The 24,630-nt window shown below is 41.9% G+C and carries 18 protein-coding genes and 1 pseudogene; 2 read left to right on the forward strand and 17 right to left on the reverse strand.

Features of this window, described 5'->3' with window-relative positions; genetic code table 11:
* Positions 1–90 precede the first annotated feature (90 nt).
* Complete coding sequence (locus QP439_RS05075; RefSeq protein WP_285388194.1) at positions 91–4,011, forward strand: pullulanase; 3,921 nt, start codon at positions 91–93, stop codon at positions 4,009–4,011.
* Positions 4,012–4,109: 98 nt separating this feature from the next.
* On the opposite strand, the gene QP439_RS05080 is transcribed toward QP439_RS05075, so the two are convergent.
* From QP439_RS05080 to ruvB, 9 genes are all read right to left on the reverse strand, one after another.
* Positions 4,110–5,159: an LLM class flavin-dependent oxidoreductase gene (locus QP439_RS05080; RefSeq protein ID WP_285388197.1), complete on the reverse strand. Its 1,050-nt coding sequence runs from the start codon at positions 5,157–5,159 to the stop codon at positions 4,110–4,112.
* Between the two features lie 118 nt (positions 5,160–5,277).
* Entirely contained in the window at positions 5,278–7,086 is a 1,809-nt protein-coding gene (glmS, locus tag QP439_RS05085; protein WP_285388200.1) for a glutamine--fructose-6-phosphate transaminase (isomerizing), read from the reverse strand.
* A 190-nt stretch (positions 7,087–7,276) separates the two neighbouring features.
* Positions 7,277–8,656, reverse strand: coding sequence for a 6-phospho-beta-glucosidase (gene bglA / locus QP439_RS05090; RefSeq protein WP_285388202.1), 1,380 nt, complete (start codon positions 8,654–8,656; stop codon positions 7,277–7,279).
* A gap of 98 nt (positions 8,657–8,754) precedes the next feature.
* Positions 8,755–10,608: a proline--tRNA ligase gene (locus QP439_RS05095; protein WP_084947822.1), complete on the reverse strand. Its 1,854-nt coding sequence runs from the start codon at positions 10,606–10,608 to the stop codon at positions 8,755–8,757.
* Between the two features lie 12 nt (positions 10,609–10,620).
* Entirely contained in the window at positions 10,621–11,880 is a 1,260-nt protein-coding gene (rseP, locus tag QP439_RS05100) for an RIP metalloprotease RseP (protein WP_084862787.1), read from the reverse strand.
* Positions 11,881–11,901: 21 nt separating this feature from the next.
* Positions 11,902–12,705, reverse strand: coding sequence for a phosphatidate cytidylyltransferase (locus QP439_RS05105; RefSeq protein ID WP_049524343.1), 804 nt, complete (start codon positions 12,703–12,705; stop codon positions 11,902–11,904).
* An 8-nt stretch (positions 12,706–12,713) separates the two neighbouring features.
* Positions 12,714–13,472, reverse strand: coding sequence for an undecaprenyl pyrophosphate synthase (uppS, locus tag QP439_RS05110; RefSeq protein WP_120719117.1), 759 nt, complete (start codon positions 13,470–13,472; stop codon positions 12,714–12,716).
* 344 nt (positions 13,473–13,816) lie between these two features.
* Positions 13,817–14,389 carry a nucleotidyltransferase family protein gene (locus QP439_RS05115; RefSeq protein ID WP_285388210.1) on the reverse strand — a complete coding sequence of 191 codons (573 nt, stop codon included), beginning with the start codon at positions 14,387–14,389 and terminating at the stop codon, positions 13,817–13,819.
* Entirely contained in the window at positions 14,370–15,368 is a 999-nt protein-coding gene (ruvB, locus tag QP439_RS05120; protein WP_285388213.1) for a Holliday junction branch migration DNA helicase RuvB, read from the reverse strand. The genes QP439_RS05115 and ruvB overlap by 20 nt, the downstream gene beginning before the upstream one ends.
* A 132-nt stretch (positions 15,369–15,500) precedes the next feature.
* Here ruvB and QP439_RS09110 point away from each other — a divergent pair.
* Positions 15,501–15,593 (forward strand): annotated as a pseudogene (locus QP439_RS09110) (type I toxin-antitoxin system Fst family toxin).
* 384 nt (positions 15,594–15,977) lie between these two features.
* Here the strand turns inward: QP439_RS09110 and QP439_RS05130 are convergent.
* The 8 genes from QP439_RS05130 to QP439_RS05165 form a co-directional block, all read right to left on the reverse strand.
* The gene (locus QP439_RS05130) at positions 15,978–16,394 is read right to left on the reverse strand and encodes a GNAT family N-acetyltransferase (RefSeq protein ID WP_261021655.1); all 417 of its coding nucleotides are present in this window, start codon (positions 16,392–16,394) and stop codon (positions 15,978–15,980) included.
* Positions 16,395–16,405: 11 nt separating this feature from the next.
* Positions 16,406–17,101 carry a GNAT family N-acetyltransferase gene (locus tag QP439_RS05135; protein WP_261446863.1) on the reverse strand — a complete coding sequence of 232 codons (696 nt, stop codon included), beginning with the start codon at positions 17,099–17,101 and terminating at the stop codon, positions 16,406–16,408.
* 298 nt (positions 17,102–17,399) lie between these two features.
* Positions 17,400–18,632 (reverse strand): acyl-CoA thioesterase/BAAT N-terminal domain-containing protein, encoded by a 1,233-nt coding sequence (locus tag QP439_RS05140; protein WP_261446864.1) that lies wholly within the window; start codon positions 18,630–18,632, stop codon positions 17,400–17,402.
* A 56-nt stretch (positions 18,633–18,688) separates the two neighbouring features.
* Positions 18,689–19,144: a MarR family winged helix-turn-helix transcriptional regulator gene (locus QP439_RS05145; RefSeq protein ID WP_261049874.1), complete on the reverse strand. Its 456-nt coding sequence runs from the start codon at positions 19,142–19,144 to the stop codon at positions 18,689–18,691.
* 92 nt (positions 19,145–19,236) lie between these two features.
* The gene (leuS, locus tag QP439_RS05150; RefSeq protein WP_261446865.1) at positions 19,237–21,738 is read right to left on the reverse strand and encodes a leucine--tRNA ligase; all 2,502 of its coding nucleotides are present in this window, start codon (positions 21,736–21,738) and stop codon (positions 19,237–19,239) included.
* Between the two features lie 160 nt (positions 21,739–21,898).
* Complete coding sequence (locus tag QP439_RS05155; RefSeq protein WP_084930196.1) at positions 21,899–22,591, reverse strand: histidine phosphatase family protein; 693 nt, start codon at positions 22,589–22,591, stop codon at positions 21,899–21,901.
* A gap of 244 nt (positions 22,592–22,835) precedes the next feature.
* Complete coding sequence (locus tag QP439_RS05160; protein ID WP_203179875.1) at positions 22,836–24,173, reverse strand: PFL family protein; 1,338 nt, start codon at positions 24,171–24,173, stop codon at positions 22,836–22,838.
* Between the two features lie 9 nt (positions 24,174–24,182).
* Positions 24,183–24,449 carry an ACT domain-containing protein gene (locus QP439_RS05165; RefSeq protein WP_000644130.1) on the reverse strand — a complete coding sequence of 89 codons (267 nt, stop codon included), beginning with the start codon at positions 24,447–24,449 and terminating at the stop codon, positions 24,183–24,185.
* Positions 24,450–24,630 lie beyond the last annotated feature (181 nt).

Below are 24,630 nucleotides of genomic sequence, written 5' to 3' on the forward strand. Positions count from 1 at the left end.
TTTCTTTTATTTTAATTTTAGGAAAACGCTTGCATCTTATTTTACTAAGTGCTATACTGATGATAGAAATTTATTGATTGGAGAATCATTATGAGAAAAATACCATCTCAAACTGAGAAAAAAATGGTTTACAGCATCCGTTCCCTCAAAAATGGAACTGGTTCTGTCCTTATTGGAGCAAGCCTTATTCTGCTTGCCATGGCTACACCAACTATCTCAGCCAACGAAAATACACCAACCACTAACGAACCCAGCAACAGAAATACGACCTCCCTTACTCAACCTCTTACTGATGCAACAAACATCGCTGGCAAGAACGAAAGCGATTTTTCTTCACCCGATAGTGCAAACGCTTCCCTAAAGAAAACAGAAGAAAAACCTGCAACAGAGCCAACTACTCCTGCTGCAACTCCCGCCGATTCAGCCCCACAAACCGGACAAGATCGTTCAAGTGAACCAACTACTTCTACGAGTCCAGTAACGACTGAAACTAAGGCAGAAGAACCAATAGAAGACAACTACTTCCGTATCCATGTCAAAAAGCTTCCTGAAGAAAACAAGGATGCTCAAGGACTATGGACTTGGGACGATGTTGAAAAACCATCTGAAAACTGGCCTAACGGAGCCTTGTCCTTTAAGGATGCCAAAAAAGATGACTATGGCTACTACCTAGATGTCAAATTAAAGGGAGAACAAGCCAAGAAAATTAGCTTCCTCATCAATAATACAGCTGGGAAAAATCTAACCGGCGATAAATCAGTAGAAAAACTGGCACCAAAGATGAATGAGGCTTGGTTGGACCAAGATAACAAGGTTTTCTCTTACGAACCACAGCCTGCAGGAACTATTCGTGTCAACTACTACCGCACAGATGGCAACTATGACAAGAAGTCTCTCTGGTACTGGGGAGATGTGAAAGAGCCAAGTAGTGGTGAATGGCCTAATGGAACAGACTTTACGGCTACAGGCAAATATGGTCGCTATATCGATATTCCACTCAAAGATGCAGCTAAAGACCTTGGATTTTTATTACTAGACAGAAACAAACAAGGAGACGATGTGAAAATCCGTAAAGAAGATTATAAGTTCACAGATTTAAAAAATCATAGCCAAATTTTCCTAAAAGACGATGATGAATCGATTTACACAAATCCATACTATGTCCATGATATCCGTATGACAGGAGCCCAACACGTAGGCACTTCTAGCATTGAGAGTAGTTTTTCAACACTTGTCGGTGCTAAAAAAGAGGATATCCTCAAACACTCTAACATCACTAATCACCTAGGAAACAAGGTAACTATCACCGATGTTGCAATCGATGAAGCTGGTAAGAAAGTGACCTACAGTGGAGATTTCTCGGACACAAAACATCCTTATACCGTGAGCTACAACGCTGACCAATTCACTACCAAAACAAGCTGGCGTCTGAAAGATGAGACTTACAGTTATGATGGCAAACTTGGAGCTGACCTAAAAGAAGAAGGAAAACAAGTTGATTTAACCCTTTGGTCACCAAGTGCTGACAAGGTTTCTGTCGTTGTCTACGACAAGAATAACCCTGAAAAAGTGGTTGGAACTGTCGCTCTTGAAAAAGGGGAAAGAGGAACTTGGAAACAAACTCTAGATAGCACAAACAAACTCGGAATCACAGATTTCACTGGATACTATTATCAATACCAAATCGAACGTCAAGGTAAAACTGTTCTTGCACTCGATCCTTACGCTAAGTCCCTCGCTGCTTGGAATAGTGACGATGCTAAGATTGACGATGCCCATAAAGTGGCTAAAGCCGCCTTTGTAGATCCAGCTAAACTAGGACCTCAAGACTTGACTTATGGTAAGATTCACAACTTCAAGACTCGTGAAGACGCCGTTATCTACGAAGCTCATGTGCGTGACTTCACTTCAGATCCTGCCATTGCAAAAGACTTGACCAAACCATTTGGTACCTTTGAAGCCTTCATTGAAAAACTAGACTATCTCAAAGACTTAGGTGTGACCCACATCCAGCTCCTTCCAGTCTTGTCTTACTACTTTGTCAATGAATTGAAAAACCATGAACGCTTGTCTGACTATGCTTCAAGCAACAGCAACTATAACTGGGGATATGATCCTCAAAACTACTTCTCCTTGACTGGTATGTATTCAAGCGATCCTAAAAATCCAGAAAAACGAATCGCAGAATTTAAAAACCTCATCAACGAGATCCACAAACGTGGTATGGGAGCTATCCTAGATGTAGTGTATAATCATACAGCCAAGGTCGATATCTTTGAAGATTTAGAGCCAAACTACTACCACTTTATGGATGCTGATGGGACACCTCGAACTAGCTTTGGTGGTGGACGTTTGGGAACAACCCATCATATGACCAAACGACTCCTAGTTGACTCTATCAAATATCTAGTTGATACCTACAAAGTGGATGGATTCCGTTTCGATATGATGGGAGACCATGATGCCGCTTCTATCGAGGAAGCGTACAAGGCCGCACGCGCCCTCAATCCACACTTAATCATGCTTGGTGAAGGTTGGAGAACCTATGCAGGTGATGAGAACATGCCTACTAAAGCTGCTGACCAAGATTGGATGAAACATACCGATACAGTCGCTGTCTTTTCAGATGACATTCGTAACAACCTCAAGTCTGGTTATCCAAACGAAGGTCAACCTGCCTTTATCACAGGTGGCAAACGAGATATCAACACTATCTTCAAAAATCTGATTGCACAACCAACCAACTTTGAAGCAGATAGCCCTGGTGATGTGATTCAATACATCGCGGCCCATGATAACTTGACCCTCTTTGACATCATCGCTCAGTCTATCAAAAAAGACCCAAGCAAGGCTGATAACTATGCTGAGATTCATCGTCGTTTGCGACTTGGAAATCTCATGGTCTTAACCGCTCAAGGAACTCCGTTTATCCACTCTGGTCAGGAATATGGTCGTACCAAACAATTCCGTGACCCAGCCTACAAAACTCCAGTAGCAGAAGACAAGGTTCCAAATAAATCTCACTTGTTGCGTGATAAGGACGGCAATCCGTTTGACTATCCTTACTTCATCCATGACTCTTACGATTCGAGTGATGCTATTAACAAGTTTGACTGGACTAAGGCTACAGATGGAAAAGCTTTCCCTGAAAATGTCAAAAGCCGTGACTATATGAAAGGGTTGATTGCCCTTCGTCAATCTACAGATGCCTTCCGACTTAAGAGCCTCCAAGATATCAAAGACCGTGTCCACCTCATCACTGTCCCAGGTCAAAATGGCGTGGCAAAAGAGGATGTAGTGATTGGCTATCAAATCACTGCTCCAAATGGGGATATCTACGCAGTCTTTGTCAATGCGGACGAAAAAGCTCGCGAATTTAACTTGGGAACAGCCTTTGCCCACCTCAGAAATGCTGAAGTTTTGGCAGATGAAAACCAAGCAGGACCAGTAGGAATCGCCAACCCGAAAGGACTTGAATGGACTGAAAAAGGCTTGAAATTAAATGCCCTTACAGCTACTGTTCTTCGAATCTCTCAAGGCGGCGCCATCGTTGCCCCAGCTATGGAAGAAAAGCCAGAATTTGACCTTTCCAGCTTAAAACAAGAACAAGGGCAAAATAATGGCCAAGGTACTATTTCAAACCGAGTGGTCAAACCTGAACATCAAGATCCAGCTCCACAAGTTAGACCTGACTCTACTAAACCAGATTCTCCTAAACCAGATGCAAAAGTAGCTGATGCAGAAGATAAACCTAGCCAAGCTACAACTGATTCACAAACCACACAAACTTCACAACCAGCGCAAGAAGCACAACCATCATCTGTAAGTGAAGCTGTTCAAAATGAATCAGTAGAAAATCCTAGCAAGGAAAATATACCTGCGCCTCTAGCTAAACAAGCTGAACTTCCAAATACAGGAACCAAAAACGATAACAAACTCCTATTCGCAGGAATCAGCCTCCTTGCCCTTCTCGGTCTCGGATTCTTACTAAAAAACAAAAAAGAGAATTAAACTAGCCCTCCTATAGAAAAATCCTCCGAGCATTAATGCTCGGGGGATTGATTTTTGTACAATATTTGTTATCCTAATGAACTTTATTAATTTTTTTATTAAGCCTCTTTCATGGCAAAATAAGCCCGTACTTTGGGTGCAACTTGTGTACCGAAGAGTTCAATAGCTCTCAGAACCTGATTATGTGGCATAGAACCAAGCGGTAGATGGAGCATGAAGCGGTCCAAACCTAAATCCTCTATCATGCGAATCAATTTTTCTGCCACCTGTTCTGGATTGCCTACAAACATAGCACCATTTGGTCCGACCTGTTCAAGGTATTGTTCATAACGCAATTCCTGCCAGTGCGGACGGTCTTTGGAAATAGCATCCACCACTTGCTTGGTTGGATGGAAATAATCTTTCACCGCCTGCTCGCCATCTTCAACAATCCATCCCCAAGAATGAGCTCCAACCTTTAGTTCATGACTGGCATGACCCGCTTCACTACCAATCTCACGATAAGCCTGAATCAACTTTTTAAAATAACGAGGGTTACCACCAATAATAGCATAGACAATCGGTAGGCCTGCCTGAGCAATCTTCACTGTTGATTCGACATGACCACCTGTCGCTATCCACAAGGGTAATTTGTCCTGAACTGGACGAGGATAGACTTCTTTGCCAGAGATTGTTTGAGTCAATCGCCCTTGCCAGTCTAGCCTTGTCTTTTCATTGACTAACTGGAGCAAGCCTAATTTCTCATCAAAAAGGGCTTCGTAGTCTTTCAAATCATATCCAAACAAGGGAAAAGATTCCGTGAAAGAACCCCTTCCGGCCATAATCTCCGCACGTCCATTTGACAAAGCATCGATAGTGGCATACTGTTGGAACAAACGAATCGGATCCATACTTGAGAGAATGCTGACTGCACTGGTCAAACGGATTTTCTTGGTATTGATTGCCCCAGCTGCCAGGACGATCTCTGGGGCTGATACCGCAAAATCCGCTCGATGGTGCTCACCAATTCCATACACATCCAAACCAACCTTGTCAGCCAGATCAATCTCCGCCAGCAACTGGCGAATTCGTTCAGCATGACTGTAAGTCTGCCCAGTCCTTTCAAGCGCCGTTGTTTCTCCAAATGTTGAAATTCCCAATTCTACCATTGTGATTCTCCTTGTCTACCTCTGTCCTTCAATTTGAAAAATTATTCTAACACGAATCTTGAGTACAAGCAACCGATTTGCTCACAAGAAAAAGCCTAGATACCTAGACTTTTTTAGTTTATTCTACCGTTACTGACTTAGCAAGGTTACGTGGTTTGTCCACATCAAGTCCACGGTGGAGTGTTGCGAAGTAAGCGACTAATTGCGTTGGCACGACCATTGAAATTGGTGAAAGGTAAGGGTGGACGGTCGTAAGAACGATGTCGTCTGTATCTTTGGCAACATTTTCTTCTGCAATAGTGAGGACTTTGGCACCACGGGCTGCCACCTCTTGGATATTTCCGCGAGTGTGGTTGGCAAGAACTGGATCTGACAAGAGGGCCAAGACAGGCGTTCCTTCTTCAATCAAGGCAATGGTTCCGTGCTTAAGTTCTCCTGCTGCAAAGCCTTCACACTGAATGTAAGAAATCTCTTTGAGTTTGAGACTTGCTTCCATGGCTACATAGTAATCTTGACCACGCCCGATGTAAAAGGCATTACGAGTTGTTTCAAGAAGCTCACGAACCTTGGCTTCGATGGTTTCTTTCTCTGAAAGAATTGATTCGATAGACTGAGCTACGATTGACAACTCATGAACCAGGTCAAAGTCTTTCGCTTTGGCATTTCCATTTGCTTCTCCGACTGCTTTTGCAAGGAAGGCAAGGGCTGCAATTTGCGCTGTATAGGCCTTGGTTGATGCCACGGCAATTTCAGGACCTGCGTGAAGGAGCATGGTATGGTTGGCTTCACGTGAAAGGGTTGAACCTGGGACATTTGTCACTGTCAAGCTTGGGATTCCCATTTCATTAGCCTTAACCAAAACCTGACGACTATCCGCTGTTTCACCAGACTGGCTGATAAAGATGAAAAGTGGTTTCTTGCTGAGAAGTGGCATACCGTAGCCCCACTCAGAAGAGATTCCAAGTTCAACTGGTGTATCCGTCAATTCTTCCAACATCTTCTTCGAAGCAAATCCTGCGTGGTAAGATGTTCCAGCTGCAAGGATGTAAATACGGTCTGCGTCTTGAACAGCCTTGATAATAGCTGGATCTACGACAATTTGACCAGCCTCATCTGTGTAGGCTTGGATGAGTTTACGCATGACCGTTGGTTGCTCGTCGATTTCCTTGAGCATGTAGTAAGGATAAGTTCCCTTACCGATATCTGACAAGTCAAGTTCAGCAGTATAGCTAGCACGCTCACGACTATTGCCATCATAGTCTTGAACTTCCACACTATCAGCCTTAACGATAACCAACTCTTGGTCATGGATTTCCATGTATTGGTTGGTTTCACGAATCATAGCCATAGCGTCTGAGCAGACCATGTTATAGCCTTGTCCAAGACCAATCAAAAGTGGTGATTTATTCTTAGCCACGTAGATAACTTCAGGATCTTGTGAATCTACCAAGGCAAAGGCATAAGAACCACGGATGATGTGAAGAGCTTTTTTGAAAGCTTCAAGAACTGACAAGCCATCTTCTTCCACAAATTTTCCAATCAAGTGAACAGCGATTTCAGTATCTGTTTGTCCCTTAAAGTGGTGCCCAGCAAGGTATTCTTCCTTAATTTCAAGGTAGTTCTCAATCACCCCATTGTGAACCAAGACAAAACGTTCTGTCTCAGAGCGGTGTGGGTGAGCATTGTCCTCAGTTGGTTTCCCATGAGTTGCCCAACGAGTATGTCCGATACCAGTCGTTCCCTCAACACCAGCTGTCTTAGCAGATAATTCTGCGATACGGCCTACAGCCTTGACTAGATGGTTCTCAGCACCACCTAGGACAAAAATTCCCGCAGAATCATAGCCACGGTATTCGAGCTTTTCAAGCCCTTGAATCAAAATATCAGTTGCATTTGTGTTTCCAACAACACCAACAATTCCACACATAGTATATACGACACAGGCAAGCTGTGCTTTCTCCTTAAAATTGGTATAGTCTAATTCCTCTGTTACGGAATCAGCAAAAACAGTATATACTTGTTTCTTTAACTTGTCAAGAGTAAAAATTGGTATAGTTCAAATCAACTTCATAAAATAAAAAACTCTGACCAATTAGGATAATCAGTCAGAGTCCTTTTTAAAATCCATTATTGTCGCTTAATTCCTTGAACCAGTGCCCTGATTTTTTCAGACGACGTTCTTGCGTTTCCAAGTCTAATTCGACCAAACCATAGCGATTTTTATAGCTATTGAGCCATGACCAACAATCGATAAAGGTCCAAATCAAGTATCCCTTACAATTGGCTCCATCTTCAATGGCACGATGAAGTTCACGAAGATGAACTTGTACAAAGTCAATACGATAATCATCTTGAATCATTCCATCTTGACGGAATTTTTCTTCCCCCTCAACACCCATACCATTCTCTGTCAACATCCACTCAATATTGCCATAATTTTCCTTAATATTTTGGGCAATGTCATAAATCCCTTGCTCATAAATCTCCCAGCCACGGTGAGGATTGATTTTACGTCCAGGCATCACATAAGGCTCGTAAAAATGTTCTGGTAAGAGTGGACTCTCTGGATTCTTAGCAAATCGAGGCGCCATAACACGCAAAGGTTGATAGTAGTTGACACCGAGGAAGTCCACCGTATTATTACGAATGAATTCCAACTCTTCCTCCGTAGTATCAGGTAAGAGGCCGTGTTCATGCAAGATTTCTACCAACTCCTGTGGATAAGTCCCCAAAACAGACGGATCTAAGAAAGATTGGGCCTGAAAAAGGTCCGCAATATGAGCAGCCTTGACATCGGCAGGATGCTGGCTACGTGGATAAGCCGGTGTCAAGTTGAGGACAATCCCAATTTTGGAATTAGGCAAGAGTTCATGACAAGCCTTAACCGCCCGACTGCTAGCCAATTGTGTATGATAAGCTACTTTAACGGCTGCCTCTGCATCCACCTTATGTGGATAATGGGCATCGTAAAAATAGCCAAATTCCACTGGAACGATTGGCTCGTTAAAGGTAATCCATTGATCCACTAAATCTCCATAAATCTCAAAACAAAAACGAGCATAGTCTTCATAGGCTGAAACAGTCGCCTTATTTTCCCAACCATCACCATCCTCTTGAAGGGCAAAAGGCAAATCAAAATGATAAAGATTGACTAAAAGACGAATCCCCTTAGCCTTAATAGCCTCAAAAACCTTACGATAGAAATCCACACCTTGAGCATTGACTTTTCCACGCCCTTGTGGAAAAATCCGTGACCACTGAATAGAAGTCCGAAAGGCCGTATGACCAGTCTCTAACAGTAGCTCAATATCCTTTTCCCAGTTTTCATAAAAGGTTGATGTTTTATCTGGACCAATCCCATTATAGTAACGATTTGGCTCCACTTGGTACCAATAATCCCAGAGATTATCTCCCTTACCGTCACCAGCTACACGTCCTTCTGTTTGTGGTCCAGAAGTAGAGGATCCCCAGACAAAATCCTTTGGAAATCTTAGCATACATTTACCTCTTTATCTACTCATTTTTCCCATTATACAGAAAAAACAAGGTAAAAACTAGTTACATTTTTTCCTTGTTTTTCTTCTGATTATAGTTTTTATTTCTTGCTGAGAATTTCAAGCGTTTCAAGCACGTTATCTGCATGAACTTCGATAGTATCACCAGTCGCTTTAATCTTAACTTCTACGATGCCATCGGCCGCTTTCTTCCCAACAGTGATACGGATTGGCAATCCAATCAAGTCGCTATCACTGAATTTGACTCCGACACGTTCGTTACGGTCATCTGTCAAGACTTCGTAACCAGCTCCCATCAAGCTTGCTTCAAGCTTTTCTGTCAAGGCTTGCGCTTCTTCATCCTTGACATTGACAGTAATCAAGTGCACATCAAATGGTGCCAATTCTTTAGGGAAGTTGATTCCCCAAGCATAACGGTATTCACCTTTTGGCGTTTTGTTAACAAAGAGGCGAGCGTGTTGCTCCATCACTGCTGAAAGGAGACGGCTGACACCAATACCATAACATCCCATGATAATTGGCACAGCACGACCATTTTCATCCAAAACATCTGCCCCCATGCTTGCCGAATAGCGAGTACCGAGTTTGAAGATGTGACCAATTTCGATACCACGCGCAAAGTTAAGGACACCTTGTCCGTCTGGAGAAATTTCACCCTCACGAACTTCACGGATATCCACATATTCTGCAGTAAAATCACGACCTGGGTTCACACCAGTCAAGTGGTAGCCATCTTCGTTAGCACCGACAACTGCATTGCGAACATCTTGCACTTTACGATCTGCAATAATTTTAATATTCTCTGGCAAAGCAACTGGGCCAAGTGAACCAAATCCTGCTTGAACAACATTTGCCACTTCTTCTTCACTTGCAACGTCAAAGAAATCTGCTCCCAAGTGGTTTTTCAACTTAACTTCATTGAGTTGGTCATTTCCAACTAGAAGGGCTACAACAAGCTCACCATCTGCCATGTAGAAGAGGGTTTTAATTGTTTGTTCTTCTGGAACATTGAGGAAGGCTGCAACTTCATCGATTGATTTAACATCTGGCGTTGCAACACGAGTTACTTCTTCTTCAGCGACAACACGGTTGCTTGGTTTGTACTCGTTTGTTGCCATTTCCAAGTTAGCCGCATAGCTAGACTCACTTGAGTAAGCAATGGTATCCTCACCAGAAACCATCCATTTAAGCAATTCTGCCTTGATTTCTTCTTGCACTTCTGCAGGAATCTCATCAAATGAAGCAACTGACTTGTCCAAGACGACCCAGCGGTCAAGGTCTGTACGAGCAGGTGTAATGGCCATAAATTCTTGGCTGTCCTTACCACCCATAGCTCCACCGTCACCAATAATTGCCTTGAAATCTAAACCACTACGAGTGAAAATACGCTCATAAGCAGCCTTGTACTCATCATAAACACTGTCCAAGCTATCATAGTTAGCGTGAAAGCTGTAAGCATCCTTCATGATGAACTCACGTGTACGAAGAAGTCCATTACGTGGGCGTTTTTCATCACGATACTTAGGTTGGATTTGGTAAAGGTTGAGTGGCAATTGCTTGTAAGACTTAACAGAATCACGGACAATAGCTGTAAAGGTTTCTTCGTGAGTTGGACCTAGGATAAAGTCTGATTTTTCACGATTTTTTAGTTTGTAAAGGTCTTCACCATAAGTTTCGTAACGACCTGATTCGCGCCACAATTCTGCACTGAGGAGGGCAGGAGCCAACATCTCAACGGCACCAATCTTATCAAATTCTTGGCGCATGATATTTTTAGCTTTTTCAATCACACGATTAGCAAGTGGTAGGTAAGAATAAACACCTGCTGAGACTTGACGAACATAACCAGCTCGCAACATAAGAGCATGGCTGATAACTTGAGCATCGCTTGGCATTTCGCGAAGCGTTGGGATAGGCATTTTACTTTGTTTCATAATATTCCTCGATTATCTAAAAAAGAGTCGCATGATGTCATTCCAGGTCACAGCAATCATCAAGACAACCATGATGACCACTCCGGCCAAGGTGACATAGGTTTCAATTTCTTGTTTCAATGGTTTGCGGCGAATGGCTTCCAGGATATTGAGCACAATCTTACCACCATCCAGGGCTGGAATCGGAATAAGATTAAAAATCCCGATATTGATGGAAATCACTGCCAAGAAGTACAAGACATTCTCAATTCCATTTTTAGCAGCATCACTACTTGCCTTAAAGATGGCAACAGGTCCACCTAGCTTGTTCAAATCCGGTTGGAAAATCAGATTTTTCAGTTCTGAGAGAATTCGGAGGGCCGAGTCAGCAGCAGTTGTAAAACCACCTACAAACATAGATACAAAATCTGACTTAATCCCCGGTTGAACACCTAGAAGGTAACGGCCTTGACTTTCTTCCGGAGTAACAGTGACTTGTTTGTCACTCCCCTTTTCAGAAATAGTCACATCCAAGGTCGGGGCCGTCTTATCTTTGGTTTCTGATTCCACAGCCTGAATCAAACTTTCCCAGTTGCTAACCTCATGTGAGCCAATCTTGGTAATTTGTGCCGTTTCTGGTACTCCTACCTTAGCCAAAGCCCCTTGAGGCATAATATGGAACTGGTTGGTATCGACATCTCTGACACCACCCTGCATGAAGATTAAAATCCAGAAAACAACGACACCTAAGATAAAGTTGTTCATGGGGCCTGCAAAGTTAGTAATGAGTTTCCCCCAGATAGTCGCATTTTGATATTGAACATCTAAAGGTGCAATCCGAACCTCAGTTCCATCTGCTTCCACAACCGTTGCGTCGTGATCCACTGCAAATGTTTTTTCTTCTTCCAGAACCAGTCCTTTGATAAAGAGCTTGTCTTCAAAGTCAAATTGGGTCACCTGCATAGGAAGAGCTGTTTGATCCAATTTTTTACCTGAGAGATTGATGCGTTTAACCTTACCATCATCAGTAAGCGTCAAACTGACAGGAGTTCCTGTCTTGATTTCAGTTGTATCATCACCCCAACCGGCCATGCGAACGTAGCCTCCCAGAGGCAAGATGCGAATGGTATATGCAGTTCCATCCTTGCCAATATGAGCAAAGATCTTGGGTCCCATGCCAATGGCAAATTCACGCACTAGAATCCCTGATTTCTTGGCAAAGTAGAAGTGTCCGAACTCGTGCACCACTACAATAATCCCAAAAACCAGAATAAAGGTTAAAATTCCGAGCATAGTATTTCCTCCGTCTTTTGATTAAAAGAGTCCAAACAAGTGCATAATTGGAAATACAAGCAACATACTATCAAAACGATCCAAAACACCACCATGTCCAGGAATAAATTTCCCAGAATCCTTGACACCAAAGTGACGCTTGATCGAACTTTCTAATAAATCACCAAATTGTCCAGCAATGCTAAAGAAAATAGCAAAGACTGACATCTTGTAAATTCCATACGGAAGAGCAACTGTACTGTCAACTATCATAAAGATAATAGTTACTAAAATCGCACCTAAAATACCACCCAAGGCACCCTCAAAGGTTTTATTTGGAGAAACTGTCGGAGCTAACTTTCGTTTACCATAGTTCATCCCAACAAGATAGGCACCACTGTCTGTCGCCCAGACGATACACAAGGCTAATAGTGCCTTATCTAACCCTGCAATTCTAGCATCTAATAGAGCATTAAAACCAAAGCCCACGTAGAAGCTCATAGCAAGAGGAAAAACAGCGTCCTCAATCGTATATGACTTGCTAAAAACAGTCGTTCCTAACATGATTGAAATCAACACACTATAGGCAACCACATTCCCATCAACTGGCAAAAAAGTCAGGTAATTCTCCAAGGGAATGGTCAAAGCAAAGGTTGCAAAGAGGGTCAAGAGGCCCTCCATCGTCATGGTCTCTAGACCTCTCATCTTCAAAAGTTCATGCATGGCTAGCATGGCTATGATTCCAATTGCTATCTGAAGCAAGAGGCCACCAATCATTAAAATTGGTAGGAAAATAGCCAGGGCAATCCCTGCAAACAAGGTTCTTTTCTGTAAATCCTGTGTCATATTTCCTCCTAAACTCCTCCAAATCGGCGATGACGACGATTGTAGGCAAGAATGGCTTCCTGCAAGGCCGCCTCGTCAAAATCAGGCCACAAGGTATCCGTAAAATAGAGCTCACTGTAGGCTCCCTGCCATGGAAGGAAATTGCTCAAGCGCAATTCTCCACTAGTCCGAATAATCAAGTCCGGATCTCGTAAGTCCTTAGGTAAATGCTGGGTGAAGAGATAATTGCCAATCAATTCCTCTGTGATGTCACCTGGGTTGATTTTGGCATCTAACACATCCTGAGAAATCAACTTAAGAGCCTGTGTAATCTCAGCACGTCCACCATAGTTGAGGGCAAAATTAAGAATTAATCCTGTGTTGTTCTTAGTCAATTCTTCAGCTTTAGTTAGAGCTTCAAAGGTTTGCTTAGGCAGGCGGTCTGTTTCCCCAATCATTTGAATCTTAACATTATTCGCATGCAATTCCGGGACATAATTATCATAAAACTCTACTGGCAAGTTCATGATAAACTTGACTTCCTGATCTGGACGGGTCCAATTTTCCGTAGAAAAAGCATAAACTGTAATAACCTTAACGCCTAGTTTGTTGGCTGCCTTGGTCACAGTTTGCAATGCTTCCATGCCCGCCTTGTGTCCAAAAACTCGCGGTTGCATACGTTTTTTAGCCCAACGGCCATTGCCATCCATGATGATGCCGATATGAGCAGGAACCTGTGTCGGAACCTCTACTTCCACATCCTTATCTTTCTTAAAAAATCCAAACATGATCTTATTCCTATTCAAAAATCTATCGTTTCATTATACCATATTTCCCTATTTTCTTCTATCACTAAGCTATTTATACTCTTCGAAAATCTCTTCAAACCACGTCAGCTCTATCTGCAACCTCAAAACAGTGTTTTGAGCAACCTGCGGCTAGCTTCCTAGTTTGCACTTTGATTTTCATTGAATATTATTCTCAGGCACCAAGCCCATTTTCCAAAAAAATAAGCCGCCTGATTGGGCGACTCTATTTTTATAGGGAGATTATTATGAAAAAGTTTTAGGAGTTTAAGTTAAGGTCTTCTTAACTTATGAACTTAGTATACACTCCCTAGCTTAAAGTTTCCTTAAGTATTTTTAAAAATCAAATTTTTCCATTTCTCCTGCCAATTTTTCTTAGATAATCGTGTTTGATAGAGCTTCATTCGGTCTTCATTTTCTATGAAATGAGGAGTTGGACGAACTTGAAAATTCAAAATATCCTCCAAACCATAAGGTGCATAGAGTTCAAAATCGGATTCTTCATTCAAGCGCAGTCCAACAGCCGTACATCGTTCTGGATACTTACTCATAGCATCACGAGAACTGGTATAGGGAGAAGTGTGAGGACTGTGCTGGTGCATATAGACCTGATTTTTCAACTCCCACTGGTACTGAGGAAAGTCCTCTCGCAGTTTTTTCTCTAGGGACAAGGTTTCCTCGTAAGAAATATCTGGATCAAAGAAAATTACATCTACATCTGTTTCACAGTCAAAAGGGGATTTGTCTGACAAGAGATTCCAGATAAAATTTCTGACAGAACCTGCTGCCAACCACGAGTCTTTTAAATCAAGGTCTCGGATGATAGTCAGAATGGTCATCACATCCGAATTTTCTCTGAAAGCTTTTAGGATTTCTTGCTCATTTTTCATTGTGTTCATAACCTAAGTGCTCATATGCCTTAGCAGTCGCCACCCGTCCAGACCGTGTCCGCATGATAAAACCTTTTTGGATCAAGTAGGGCTCATACATGTCTTCAACTGTCTCACGCTCTTCTGCTATGTTAACAGAAAGAGTTCCTAATCCGACAGGACCACCACCGTACATCTCAATCATGGTGCGAAGGATTTTCTGGTCCACATAGTCCAGACCTTCATGGTCAACATCCAGCATAGTCAAAGCCTTATCGGTAATAAGATCATCGATAACTCCATTCCCCATTATCTGGGCAAAATCGCGCACGCGCTTGAGGAGACGATTGGCAATACGAGGGGTCCCACGACTACGTAGGGCCAGCTCGGATGCTGCCTCATGAGTGATTTCCATCTCAAAAATATCTGCCGTCCGCTCAACAATTTCCGTCAAGTCATCATGGGCATAGTATTCCATATGACCTGTAATCCCAAAACGTGCTCTCAGAGGATTAGAAAGCATACCAGCCCGAGTCGTCGCACCAATCAAAGTGAAAGGTGGCAACTCCAAATGAACACTGCGACTGCCTTCACCAGCACCAATCATGATATCAATGTAAAAGTCCTCCATGGCACTATAAAGCACCTCTTCCACCGACATAGGCAAGCGATGAATCTCGTCAATAAAGAGGACATCCCCAGGCTCTAAGTCATTCAAAATCGCTACCAGATCTCCGGCTTTTTCAATGACTGGACCCGAAGTCTGCTTGAGATTGACACCTAGTTCGTTGGCAATAACAAAAGCTATGGTCGTTTTTCCCAAACCTGGAGGTCCAAATAAGAGCACATGATCCAGCGCCTCATCCCGCATTTTTGCTGCTTCGATAAATATTTGGAGCTGGTCCTTGACCTTGTCCTGCCCAATATATTCACGTAAGTACTGAGGACGGAGCGTGCGTTCTACTAACTCCTCATCCCCCATTATCTCATTATCTAAAATTCTACTCATGGCTCTATTATATCAAAAAACCAAGCCACAAACAAAAAAGCCACTGGATTGGTGCCTCCCGAGTTAAACACTTATGTGGAATAATATTCTACGGCACTGCTACACCGCCTACGAAAGGAGGTGAGATAGCCCATGATGGAATTAGTACTCAAAACTATCATCTGACCAATTGTGGTCGGTGTCATCCTTCGCTTAGTCGATAAATGGCTAAACGAGGACAAATAGTGTCAAAAAAGACCCCAAGCTTAATGTGGAAGTTAGCTTGGAGTCTTTTCTAGCCTATGATATAGAACTAATCCTTAATTCCTCTCCATTATCCTACAGTTCACAAATTTTGTCAAATGTTTATATTCTCGACTTTTCAAGCTTTAACCACTGTACAACAAAACGGTCAAGATTAAGAGAAAGTTATCGGAAAACTATTTTTAGAATAGTCCCCAAAAGCCTGAAATAGAGCAAAAAAACTCCACCTGATTGGGTGGAGTTAAGGGAGATTATTATGAAAAAGAAAAGTTTAGGATTTTATTAAATAAAGTTAGGAGGTCTTTATTTAATGACTATATGATACTAGACCATCCTTAAACTTTGCTTAAGAAAAAACAAGTTTTGTTATTTTTCTCGATTCGTCCAAGTCATTCCTATACAATCATAGGTGGATAAGACTTCAAAACCTATAGAACGATAAAATCTTACGTTTTTTTCTGTCTCTTCTGTCACCAGCTGGACTTGATAGGCATCTTTGTAATACTCTAAAGCCTCTTTCATCAAGAGACTACCAATCCCTTGACGCTGATAGATAGGTAAAACGATTAAATCCTGAACCAATACTGATGAGAATCCATCTCCAACCAAACGAATCAAGCCCACCACAGCATCGCCATCAAGCGCCACATAAATCACTAATGAATGAGATAAGGCCTGCTCCAGCATCTCTGGTTGATGGGTATAATTTGTCCAACCGACAGCCTGATAGAGATGCAAAACATCCTCTAGCTTGACAATTTCTTGCTTTCTAATGGTTATCATGTCAACACCTCTTAGAGTTCCCTCAAGCTCTTGTACTGCTGTCCATTTTTATCAAAATTTTCAGGACGCAACCATGCTTCCAAACGAGCTTTGACTTGAGGCCAGTCCTTATCAATCATAGACAACCAATCCGTATCCCTCGTACGCCCCTTATAAATGACTGCCTGACGGAAGGTTCCTTCATAGACAAATCCCAAACGTTCCGCTGCTCGTCTGGATGGCAGATTTAGGGCATCGCATTTCCACTCATAGCGACGATAGTTAAGCTCTTCAAAGACATAGCAAGCCAAGAGATACTGGGCTTCTGTCCCTATCCGTGTCCCCCTGAGTTTTGGAGAAAAAGTGACAGCTCCCACTTCTATTGCTCGGTTATTCTGATCAATTCGCATGAGGGAAAAAGTTCCCAAAGCCTTACCAGTCGCCTTGTCTATGATTGCATAGTAAAAACGGTCCTTACGAGCCAACATCTGATTTAAAAGGGTAACCAGCTCCTCCATATCTGCTACTGGCTCCTGAAAAAGGTAGGTCCACATCTCCTGAGGCGTATCAGACCCATAAACAGCTAGCAAATCCTCCGCATGCTTTTCTACCGAGAGAGCCTCTATCCTAGCATAACGCCCTTCTAAGAAATCAATAGCAGGCAATTCACCTGGTGTATAACCTTCCATTGACTCACCAATCATCTGACCATATTCATTTACTGGCATAGTATTCTCCTTGTTTCACTTATTGAATATAGTATAACATATCTCAATGAAAATTTTAGGAAACACTTGGTTTTCTATTCAATAATGCAAACTCCTCTTATAAAAATCATCCATCCACTTTATGGAGGAATAATCAAATATGGGAACGAGTGAGGTAATGCCCCTTATGCTTCTCTCTATTTTTTACTGTTTGTATTCAAATTTCTCTTGTTTTAGTGTTTGCTTTTGTAGACTGGACTACCAACCAGAACTGTGTTTTTATCTTAGTTAGGACTATTATAGTACTGTTCAGCACTATCTACAAATTCTTCAGATGTGTATCAAAAAAATTTATCGTAGCAAACCAAGAGTCTACACTTTCTTTCATTAATAAGCGCCAATATTTTCGATAACGATGATTCGGTTGATAAGCAACCGTCAACATATGCCCTGTTTCATGGTATTTTTTAAACAAAATGGATTCCCCTTTATAGTGTGAAATAATATCATCTATCGCGGATGATGCATTCCATATTTCATCAACATCACTTCCTAGTAATAATAAAGGAGAGACAATTTTACTCACATCAATCTGAGCCCTTCTATCTTCAGGAATATGTTTTCCAAAAAACTTGTTTAACAAATAATCTCCTAACTGAAATTTTTGATAAGGAAGTTCCTTTTGTAAATATGTCCAAGAAGATGAATGAGAGTTGAGTTTTCCCTTTATTCCCTCAAATATTACATTTGAGGGGGAATTGAGTGCCAAACATTGAACATCTTCCAAAATACTTTGTCCAGCCAGAACAAGCTCTGCTCCTTTAGAGCGACCATATATTCCTATTTTTGTATTATCAACTTGAGGATGATGATATAGAAAATCTTTCGCCTCCTCCAGACATTCTATTGGAATTCGTTCTAAATTTTGGGGTAATCCCTCTAAACCAAAATAAGCTATCGCAAGACAAATATAGCCTCTTGAAGATAAAAGTTGGGCAATATTCTGAGCTTTTTCAATTCTTCCCTCACTACCGCTAACAATAATCACGGCTGGCGCCCTTCTTAACTTTTCATCATAAAATAATCGACCTTGAAAATGCTTGTCATAGATATCTTGATATCTTACTCCCAGATTCATATAACGCCTTACAAAACTTTGCTCCGCGACCATATCTTTCCCCAGCCTGATTTTAATTTCAACACCAAAACAATCTCGTAATGGAATTCTATCAAGAGAACTAGGTAATCTCCTTTTCCTATTCTTCAACGGTTTCGCATTAAAGAATAATCCCATTTCTGAAACTCCTTTATAAGATCCCGAAATAGATGCTGTCTGAGAGGTATCAATCATACCGTCCTGATCAGATAAAAAAATTGCGGTTGATTTCCATATAACATCATGATCTAAAAGCAAGGGAGCATTTATACAGTAATAATCAGACAGGTACATTTCTACACAATACATTGCCCTTGGTTCTAAACCATTAATAGCAATATAAAAAGATTCATCCGCTAAATCTGTTTGTGAAATCAGTTCTATGTTTACAGTCATATCTTCTCCTTTTTGTTAATTTGCTTAACAATTATATTTGAAATTTACCGTGACTTTTACCACGGTAATTCTCCCCACACCTTTTCAATATCATCCATCAATTTCACAACGGTTTTAAGTTCCACCTCGCTATAGTTGTTTAAAACTGAAAAGATTGATTTTTCAATATATTCTTGTTGCTCCTTATGGATTTTAAAAATTTCGATGCCTTTTTCAGATAATCTCAAATATTTATTTTTCCCATTATTCGGATCAAAATCAAAAACAACTAAATTTTTTTGAATCAATCTCCTAACACTTTGAGTTATTGCACTTCTTGAAACTTCTAATAATTCAGATAATTTTACTAGATTTAAGGGCTGATTTTTCCCAATCACAACAATCAAATGTACCTCATTCAACGTAATAGATTTGTCAACACCACTTTTATGTTGATTTTTTTTTAACTGTTCAAACGCTAAAATAAACCTATTGAAACGATTATTAAATGTAATAAAGTCTTTTTTATCCATAATCTCTCTTTTCTTTGTTAATCATATTAACAAAATAGAAACTTCCTGTCAAATAAAAAATCCTCCAGATTCTATTCTGAAGGATTCCTATCTTATTTCACAACAATATTAACCAATTTATTCGGTACCGCAATCACCTTCACGATTTCCTTACCGTCAATTTCTGCTTTGACTTTTTCGTCAGCCAGAGCAATTTCTTGCAATTCTTCTCGTGATAGGTCTTTAGCGACCATGAGTTTGGCACGGACTTTACCTTTGATTTGGACGACAATTTCGATTTCGTCTTCAACCAATTTGCTTTCGTCCCAAGTTGGCCAAGCCACATAAGAGATTGACTCACCTGTTGCTGCAACTGTTTGCCAGAGCTCTTCTGCCAAGTGAGGCGCAAATGGTGCAATCAATTGGATAAAGCCTTTGGCGTAGTCTGCATAAAGCTTGTCTTCCTTGTTAGCTGCATTGACAAAGACCATAAGTTGGGCAATGGCTGTGTTGAATTTGAGGGATTCGATTTGTTCTGTGACAGCTTTAACAGTTTCGTTGTAAACTTTGTCAAGAGCGCCATTGTTTTCCGCAGCTATTTCTTTACTTGTAATCAAGCGGTAAACACGGTCAAGGAACTTACGGCTTCCTTCCAGACCTTCTTCTGACCAAGCAATCGAAGCATCAAGTGGTCCCATAAACATTTCATAAACACGAAGGGTATCGGCACCGTATTGTTCCACCACATCGTCAGGGTTAACCACGTTCTTGAGCGATTTAGACATCTTAGCTGGCGCTTGCTCTAACTCTTCACCTGTTTCTACATGGAAGAAGGAACCGTCACGTTTTTCAACCTTGTCAGTCGCCACAAGAGCCCCACGGTGGTCACGGTAGCTGGTTCCCAAAATCATCCCTTGGTTAAAGAGTTTTTGGAATGGTTCCTTAGTTGGAACAACACCGAGGTCATAGAGGAATTTGTGCCAGAAACGAGCATAAAGCAAGTGAAGAACGGCATGCTCTGCACCACCCACGTAGATATCTACTGGCAACCATTGTTTGAGGAGCTCCTCATCGGCCAATTTCTCAGTATTGTGCGGGTCAATATAGCGGAGGTAGTACCAGCTTGAACCTGCCCATTGTGGCATTGTGTTGGTCTCGCGACGACCTTTGACACCATCTTCACGAGTCACTTCAAGCCAATCTGTCAAATTAGCTAGTGGACTTTCACCAGTACCTGAAGGACGGATATCCTTGGTTACTGGCAAGACAAGTGGCAATTCATTTTCAGGAACAGCTGTTGAAGTTCCGTCTTCCCAATGAATGATAGGAATTGGCTCACCCCAGTAACGTTGACGGCTAAAGAGCCAGTCGCGGAGACGGTAGGTCACCTTCTCTTGACCACAGCCTTTTTCTTCCAACCAAGCCACAATCTTAGCAATTGCGTCTTCTTTGTTGAGTCCATCTAGGAAGTCTGAATTAACGTGAAGGCCATCTTCTGTGTAGGCAGCTTCTGCTACATTTCCACCTTCAAGTACTTCTACGATTGGAAGGTCAAATTGTTTGGCAAATTCCCAGTCACGTTGATCGTGGGCAGGCACAGCCATAACGGCACCTGTTCCGTAACTAGCAAGAACATAGTCGGCAATCCAGATTGGAATTTCCTTACCATTGACAGGGTTGACGGCATAAGCACCAGTCCAAACCCCTGTTTTTTCTTTGGCAAGGTCCGTACGAGCCAAGTCAGACTTGAGGCTAGCTTGGTGTTTATAGTCAGCTACTGCCTCTGCTTGCTCTGGACTTGTGATAGCGTCAACCAAATCATGCTCAGGAGCCAAAACAGTGAAAGTTGCACCGAAAAGAGTATCAGGACGAGTTGTAAAGACTGTGAATTCCTTGTCTGTTCCCTTAACTTTAAAAGTTACATTAGCACCAGTTGATTTCCCAATCCAGTTGCGTTGCATGTCCTTGATAGACTCTGGCCAATCAAGTTCATCTAAGTCATTGAGCAAGCGCTCTGCGTAAGCCGTGATTTTGAGCATCCATTGGCGCATTGGTTTGCGGACAACTGGATAGCCTCCACGCTCAGATGTTCCGTCAGGAAGAACTTCTTCGTTAGCGATGGCTGTTCCCAATTCCTCAACCCAGTTTACTGGTACTTCCGCTTCATAGGCCAATCCTTTTTCGTAAAGCTTAGTGAAAATCCATTGAGTCCACTTGTAGTAGTTTGGATCTGTCGTATTGACTTCACGATCCCAGTCGTAAGAAAATCCAAGCGCATTGATTTGGCGTTTGAAGTTGGCAATGTTCTCAGCTGTAAATTCTGCTGGGTCATTCCCCGTATCCATAGCGTATTGCTCTGCAGGCAAACCAAAGGCATCCCATCCCATTGGGTGAAGGACATTGTAGCCTTGCGCACGTTTGTAACGGCTGAGGATATCGGTTGCAGTATAACCTTCTGGGTGTCCTACGTGCAGACCCGCTCCAGATGGATAAGGGAACATATCAAGAGCATAAAACTTCGGTTTTGAGGCATCTGTTCCTGTCTTAAATGTATGATGTTCTGCCCAGTAGCCCTGCCACTTAGGCTCAATTTCTTTATGATTGTAAAAACTCATGGTCTCTCTCCAATTTTGTGATGTTACTATTATACCATTTTTGAGGGAATTTGAAAGACGAGAAATGTTCTTTTGGGCTTGTATGCCAAGAAAGACCGAATCGCAAATCCAGCTTATTTAGCAGTACAAAAAATTAGCCCACACTTGGAGCTAACTTCTATCAATTATTTTTCTCTAGCATCTTCTCACGTCCTAGTTCTCGGTAACTACGGTCGCCGACAACTTCTACGCTAAACTGGCCGTCCTCATATTCAAGGATCGTCACGCTACCATTATCTAGACCATGCGGATGCATGCCATTAATCAGATAAACAATGGTTCCAATGGTCATTCCGTGGCTGACGACAAGGGCATTGCCACCGCCTTGTTCTTCCATTTCTTTGGCAATCGCTTCAAATCCTTCCTTGATTCGACCACTGAGTTTTTCCCAACCTTCAGCCCAACCAGCTGTATCGACCTCTACCAAGCCCTCAGCCAGTTCAGCATAAGACAATTGATGAACATGGTCCACATTAAAGATACGAGGAATAATGCCCATGAAAAGATCACCATCATAAGCTCCGTCAAAACTACCGAAACACCATTCTCTGATACGCTTGTCCATGCGATAAGGGATTTTCCCCTGCAAACCAAGTTCATCAAGGATGATTCCCATTGTCTGAATGGTGCGGCCAGAATCACTCGAATAAGCGCGCTCAAACTGTAGACCAGATTCTCTCAAACCGATTCCTAATTCTTGAATCCCTCGCTCACCTTCAGCTGTTAAGGGTGTATCGCTCCAACCTTGCGCGCGACCAATCGTGTTAAACATAGTCTTGCCATGACGTACCAAATACAATCGTACTTTTACCATTTTCCGTCCTCCGTTTGTTTCTATTATATCATGGATGATAAAACAAAAGCCACCCATACAGGCGACTTTTGCAGGAGATTATTATGAAAAAGTTTAGGAGTTCTATTAAATAAAGATATTAGATGAAAATCAAATTCAAACTAAATCAGTGTTATCTGTTTCAAATAATATTAGGAGGTCTTTATTTAATGATTACAGTATACATACCTAACCTTAAATAGAACTTAAAATTTCTCCTATTTTCTTAATTTTTAAAACTATGAATTGGTGCTGGAATTTGTCCTCCACGAGAGATGAAATCGACAGACGAAGCTCCATTGATTTTCATAACAGGTGCAGTTCCTAATAGGCCTCCAAACTCAATCATATCACCTTCTTTTCCTTTGGGAATGATACGAACAGCCGTAGTTTTCATGTTGATAACACCAATTGCAGCCTCATCTGCAATCATGGCCGCAATGGTTTCAGCAGGTGTATCTTCTGGAATGGCAATCATATCCAAACCAACGGAACAGATAGCAGTCATAGCTTCTAGTTTTTCCAGATTAAGAGAGCCATTTTGCACTGCAGCAATCATTCCTTCATCCTCTGAAACAGGGATAAAAGCACCAGACAAACCACCAACTTGGTTGCAAGCCATAACTCCGCCCTTCTTAACTTGGTCGTTCAAGAGAGCCAAGGCAGCCGTCGTTCCATGCGTACCAACCGTCTCTAGTCCCATTTCTTCTAGGACACGTGCTACAGAGTCTCCAACCGCAGGAGTTGGCGCCAAACTCAAGTCAACAATACCAAACTCCACACCCAGTCTCTCGCTGGCCATCTGTCCAACCAATTGACCAATACGAGTGATTTTAAATGCAGTCTTCTTGACTGTTTCGGCTACTACGTCAAAGCTCTCACCACGAACTTTTTCCAAGGCACGCTTTACCACACCAGGACCAGAAACCCCGACATTGATGATAACATCAGCTTCTCCAACACCGTGGAAGGCACCTGCCATAAACGGATTGTCCTCAACAGCATTAGCGAATACAACCAACTTGGCTGCTCCCATATCTGATAGATTAGCCGTTTCCTTGATAACTCGTCCCATATCTGCCACAGCCGTCATATTGATACCAGACTTGGTTGAGCCGATATTGACTGACGAGCAGACCTTGTCCGTTTCAGCCAAAGCACGAGGAATAGAATTGATGAGAATCTCATCTCCCTTTTGGTACCCCTTTTGTACCAAGGCAGAGAAACCACCAATAAAATCCACACCGATTTCTTTCGCAGCCTTATCAAGCGCTTTTGCCAGAACCACATAGTCTGTCGCATCTGTCGCTGCCCCTATCAGAGAAATGGGTGTCACCGATACACGCTTATTAACGATTGGAATCCCCAACTCAGCCGCAATTTCATCGCCAACAGCCACTAAATTAGCTGCCTTGGTCCTAATCTTTTGATAAATTTTCTCCGCAGCACGATTGATATCCGGATCGATACAGTCCAAAAGGGAAATCCCCATGGTAATAGTTCTGATATCGAAGTTTTGCTCCTCAATCATGGCAATGGTTTCAGTAACTTGTCTAATATCCATAATAACCTCCTAGATATTATACATAGCTTCAAAAATCGCTGCACTCTGAATATTAATTTTCACATTCAAAGTTTGCCCAAAAGCTTCAAATTCATTACGAAGATAAGTGAAATCTTGCTTTTTATCACTAGAGACGACAGCCATCATCGTGAAATATTCATCCAAAACAGTTTGAGAGATATCATCAATATTCAAACCCAATTCTGCAATTTTACCAGAAACACCTGCAACAATTCCAGATTTATCTTTACCAACAACAGTTATAATCGCTTTCATAAGCAAACTCCAATTCTTCTTTTAATAGGAAACCTGAACATTAAACAGGATTCTTTTCAGGCTCTATAATATTTGTAGTGGGTAAATCCCCTATAGATATTATGGGCTCTATAATATTTGTAGTGGGTAAATCCCCTATGGATCTTATGGAGCCTTTTTTGTGTAGAAAAAAAGTCCCATA

The sequence above is a fragment of the Streptococcus sp. UMB1203 genome, assembly GCF_030217725.1.
In the GTDB taxonomy this organism is placed as follows: Bacteria; Bacillota; Bacilli; order Lactobacillales; family Streptococcaceae; genus Streptococcus.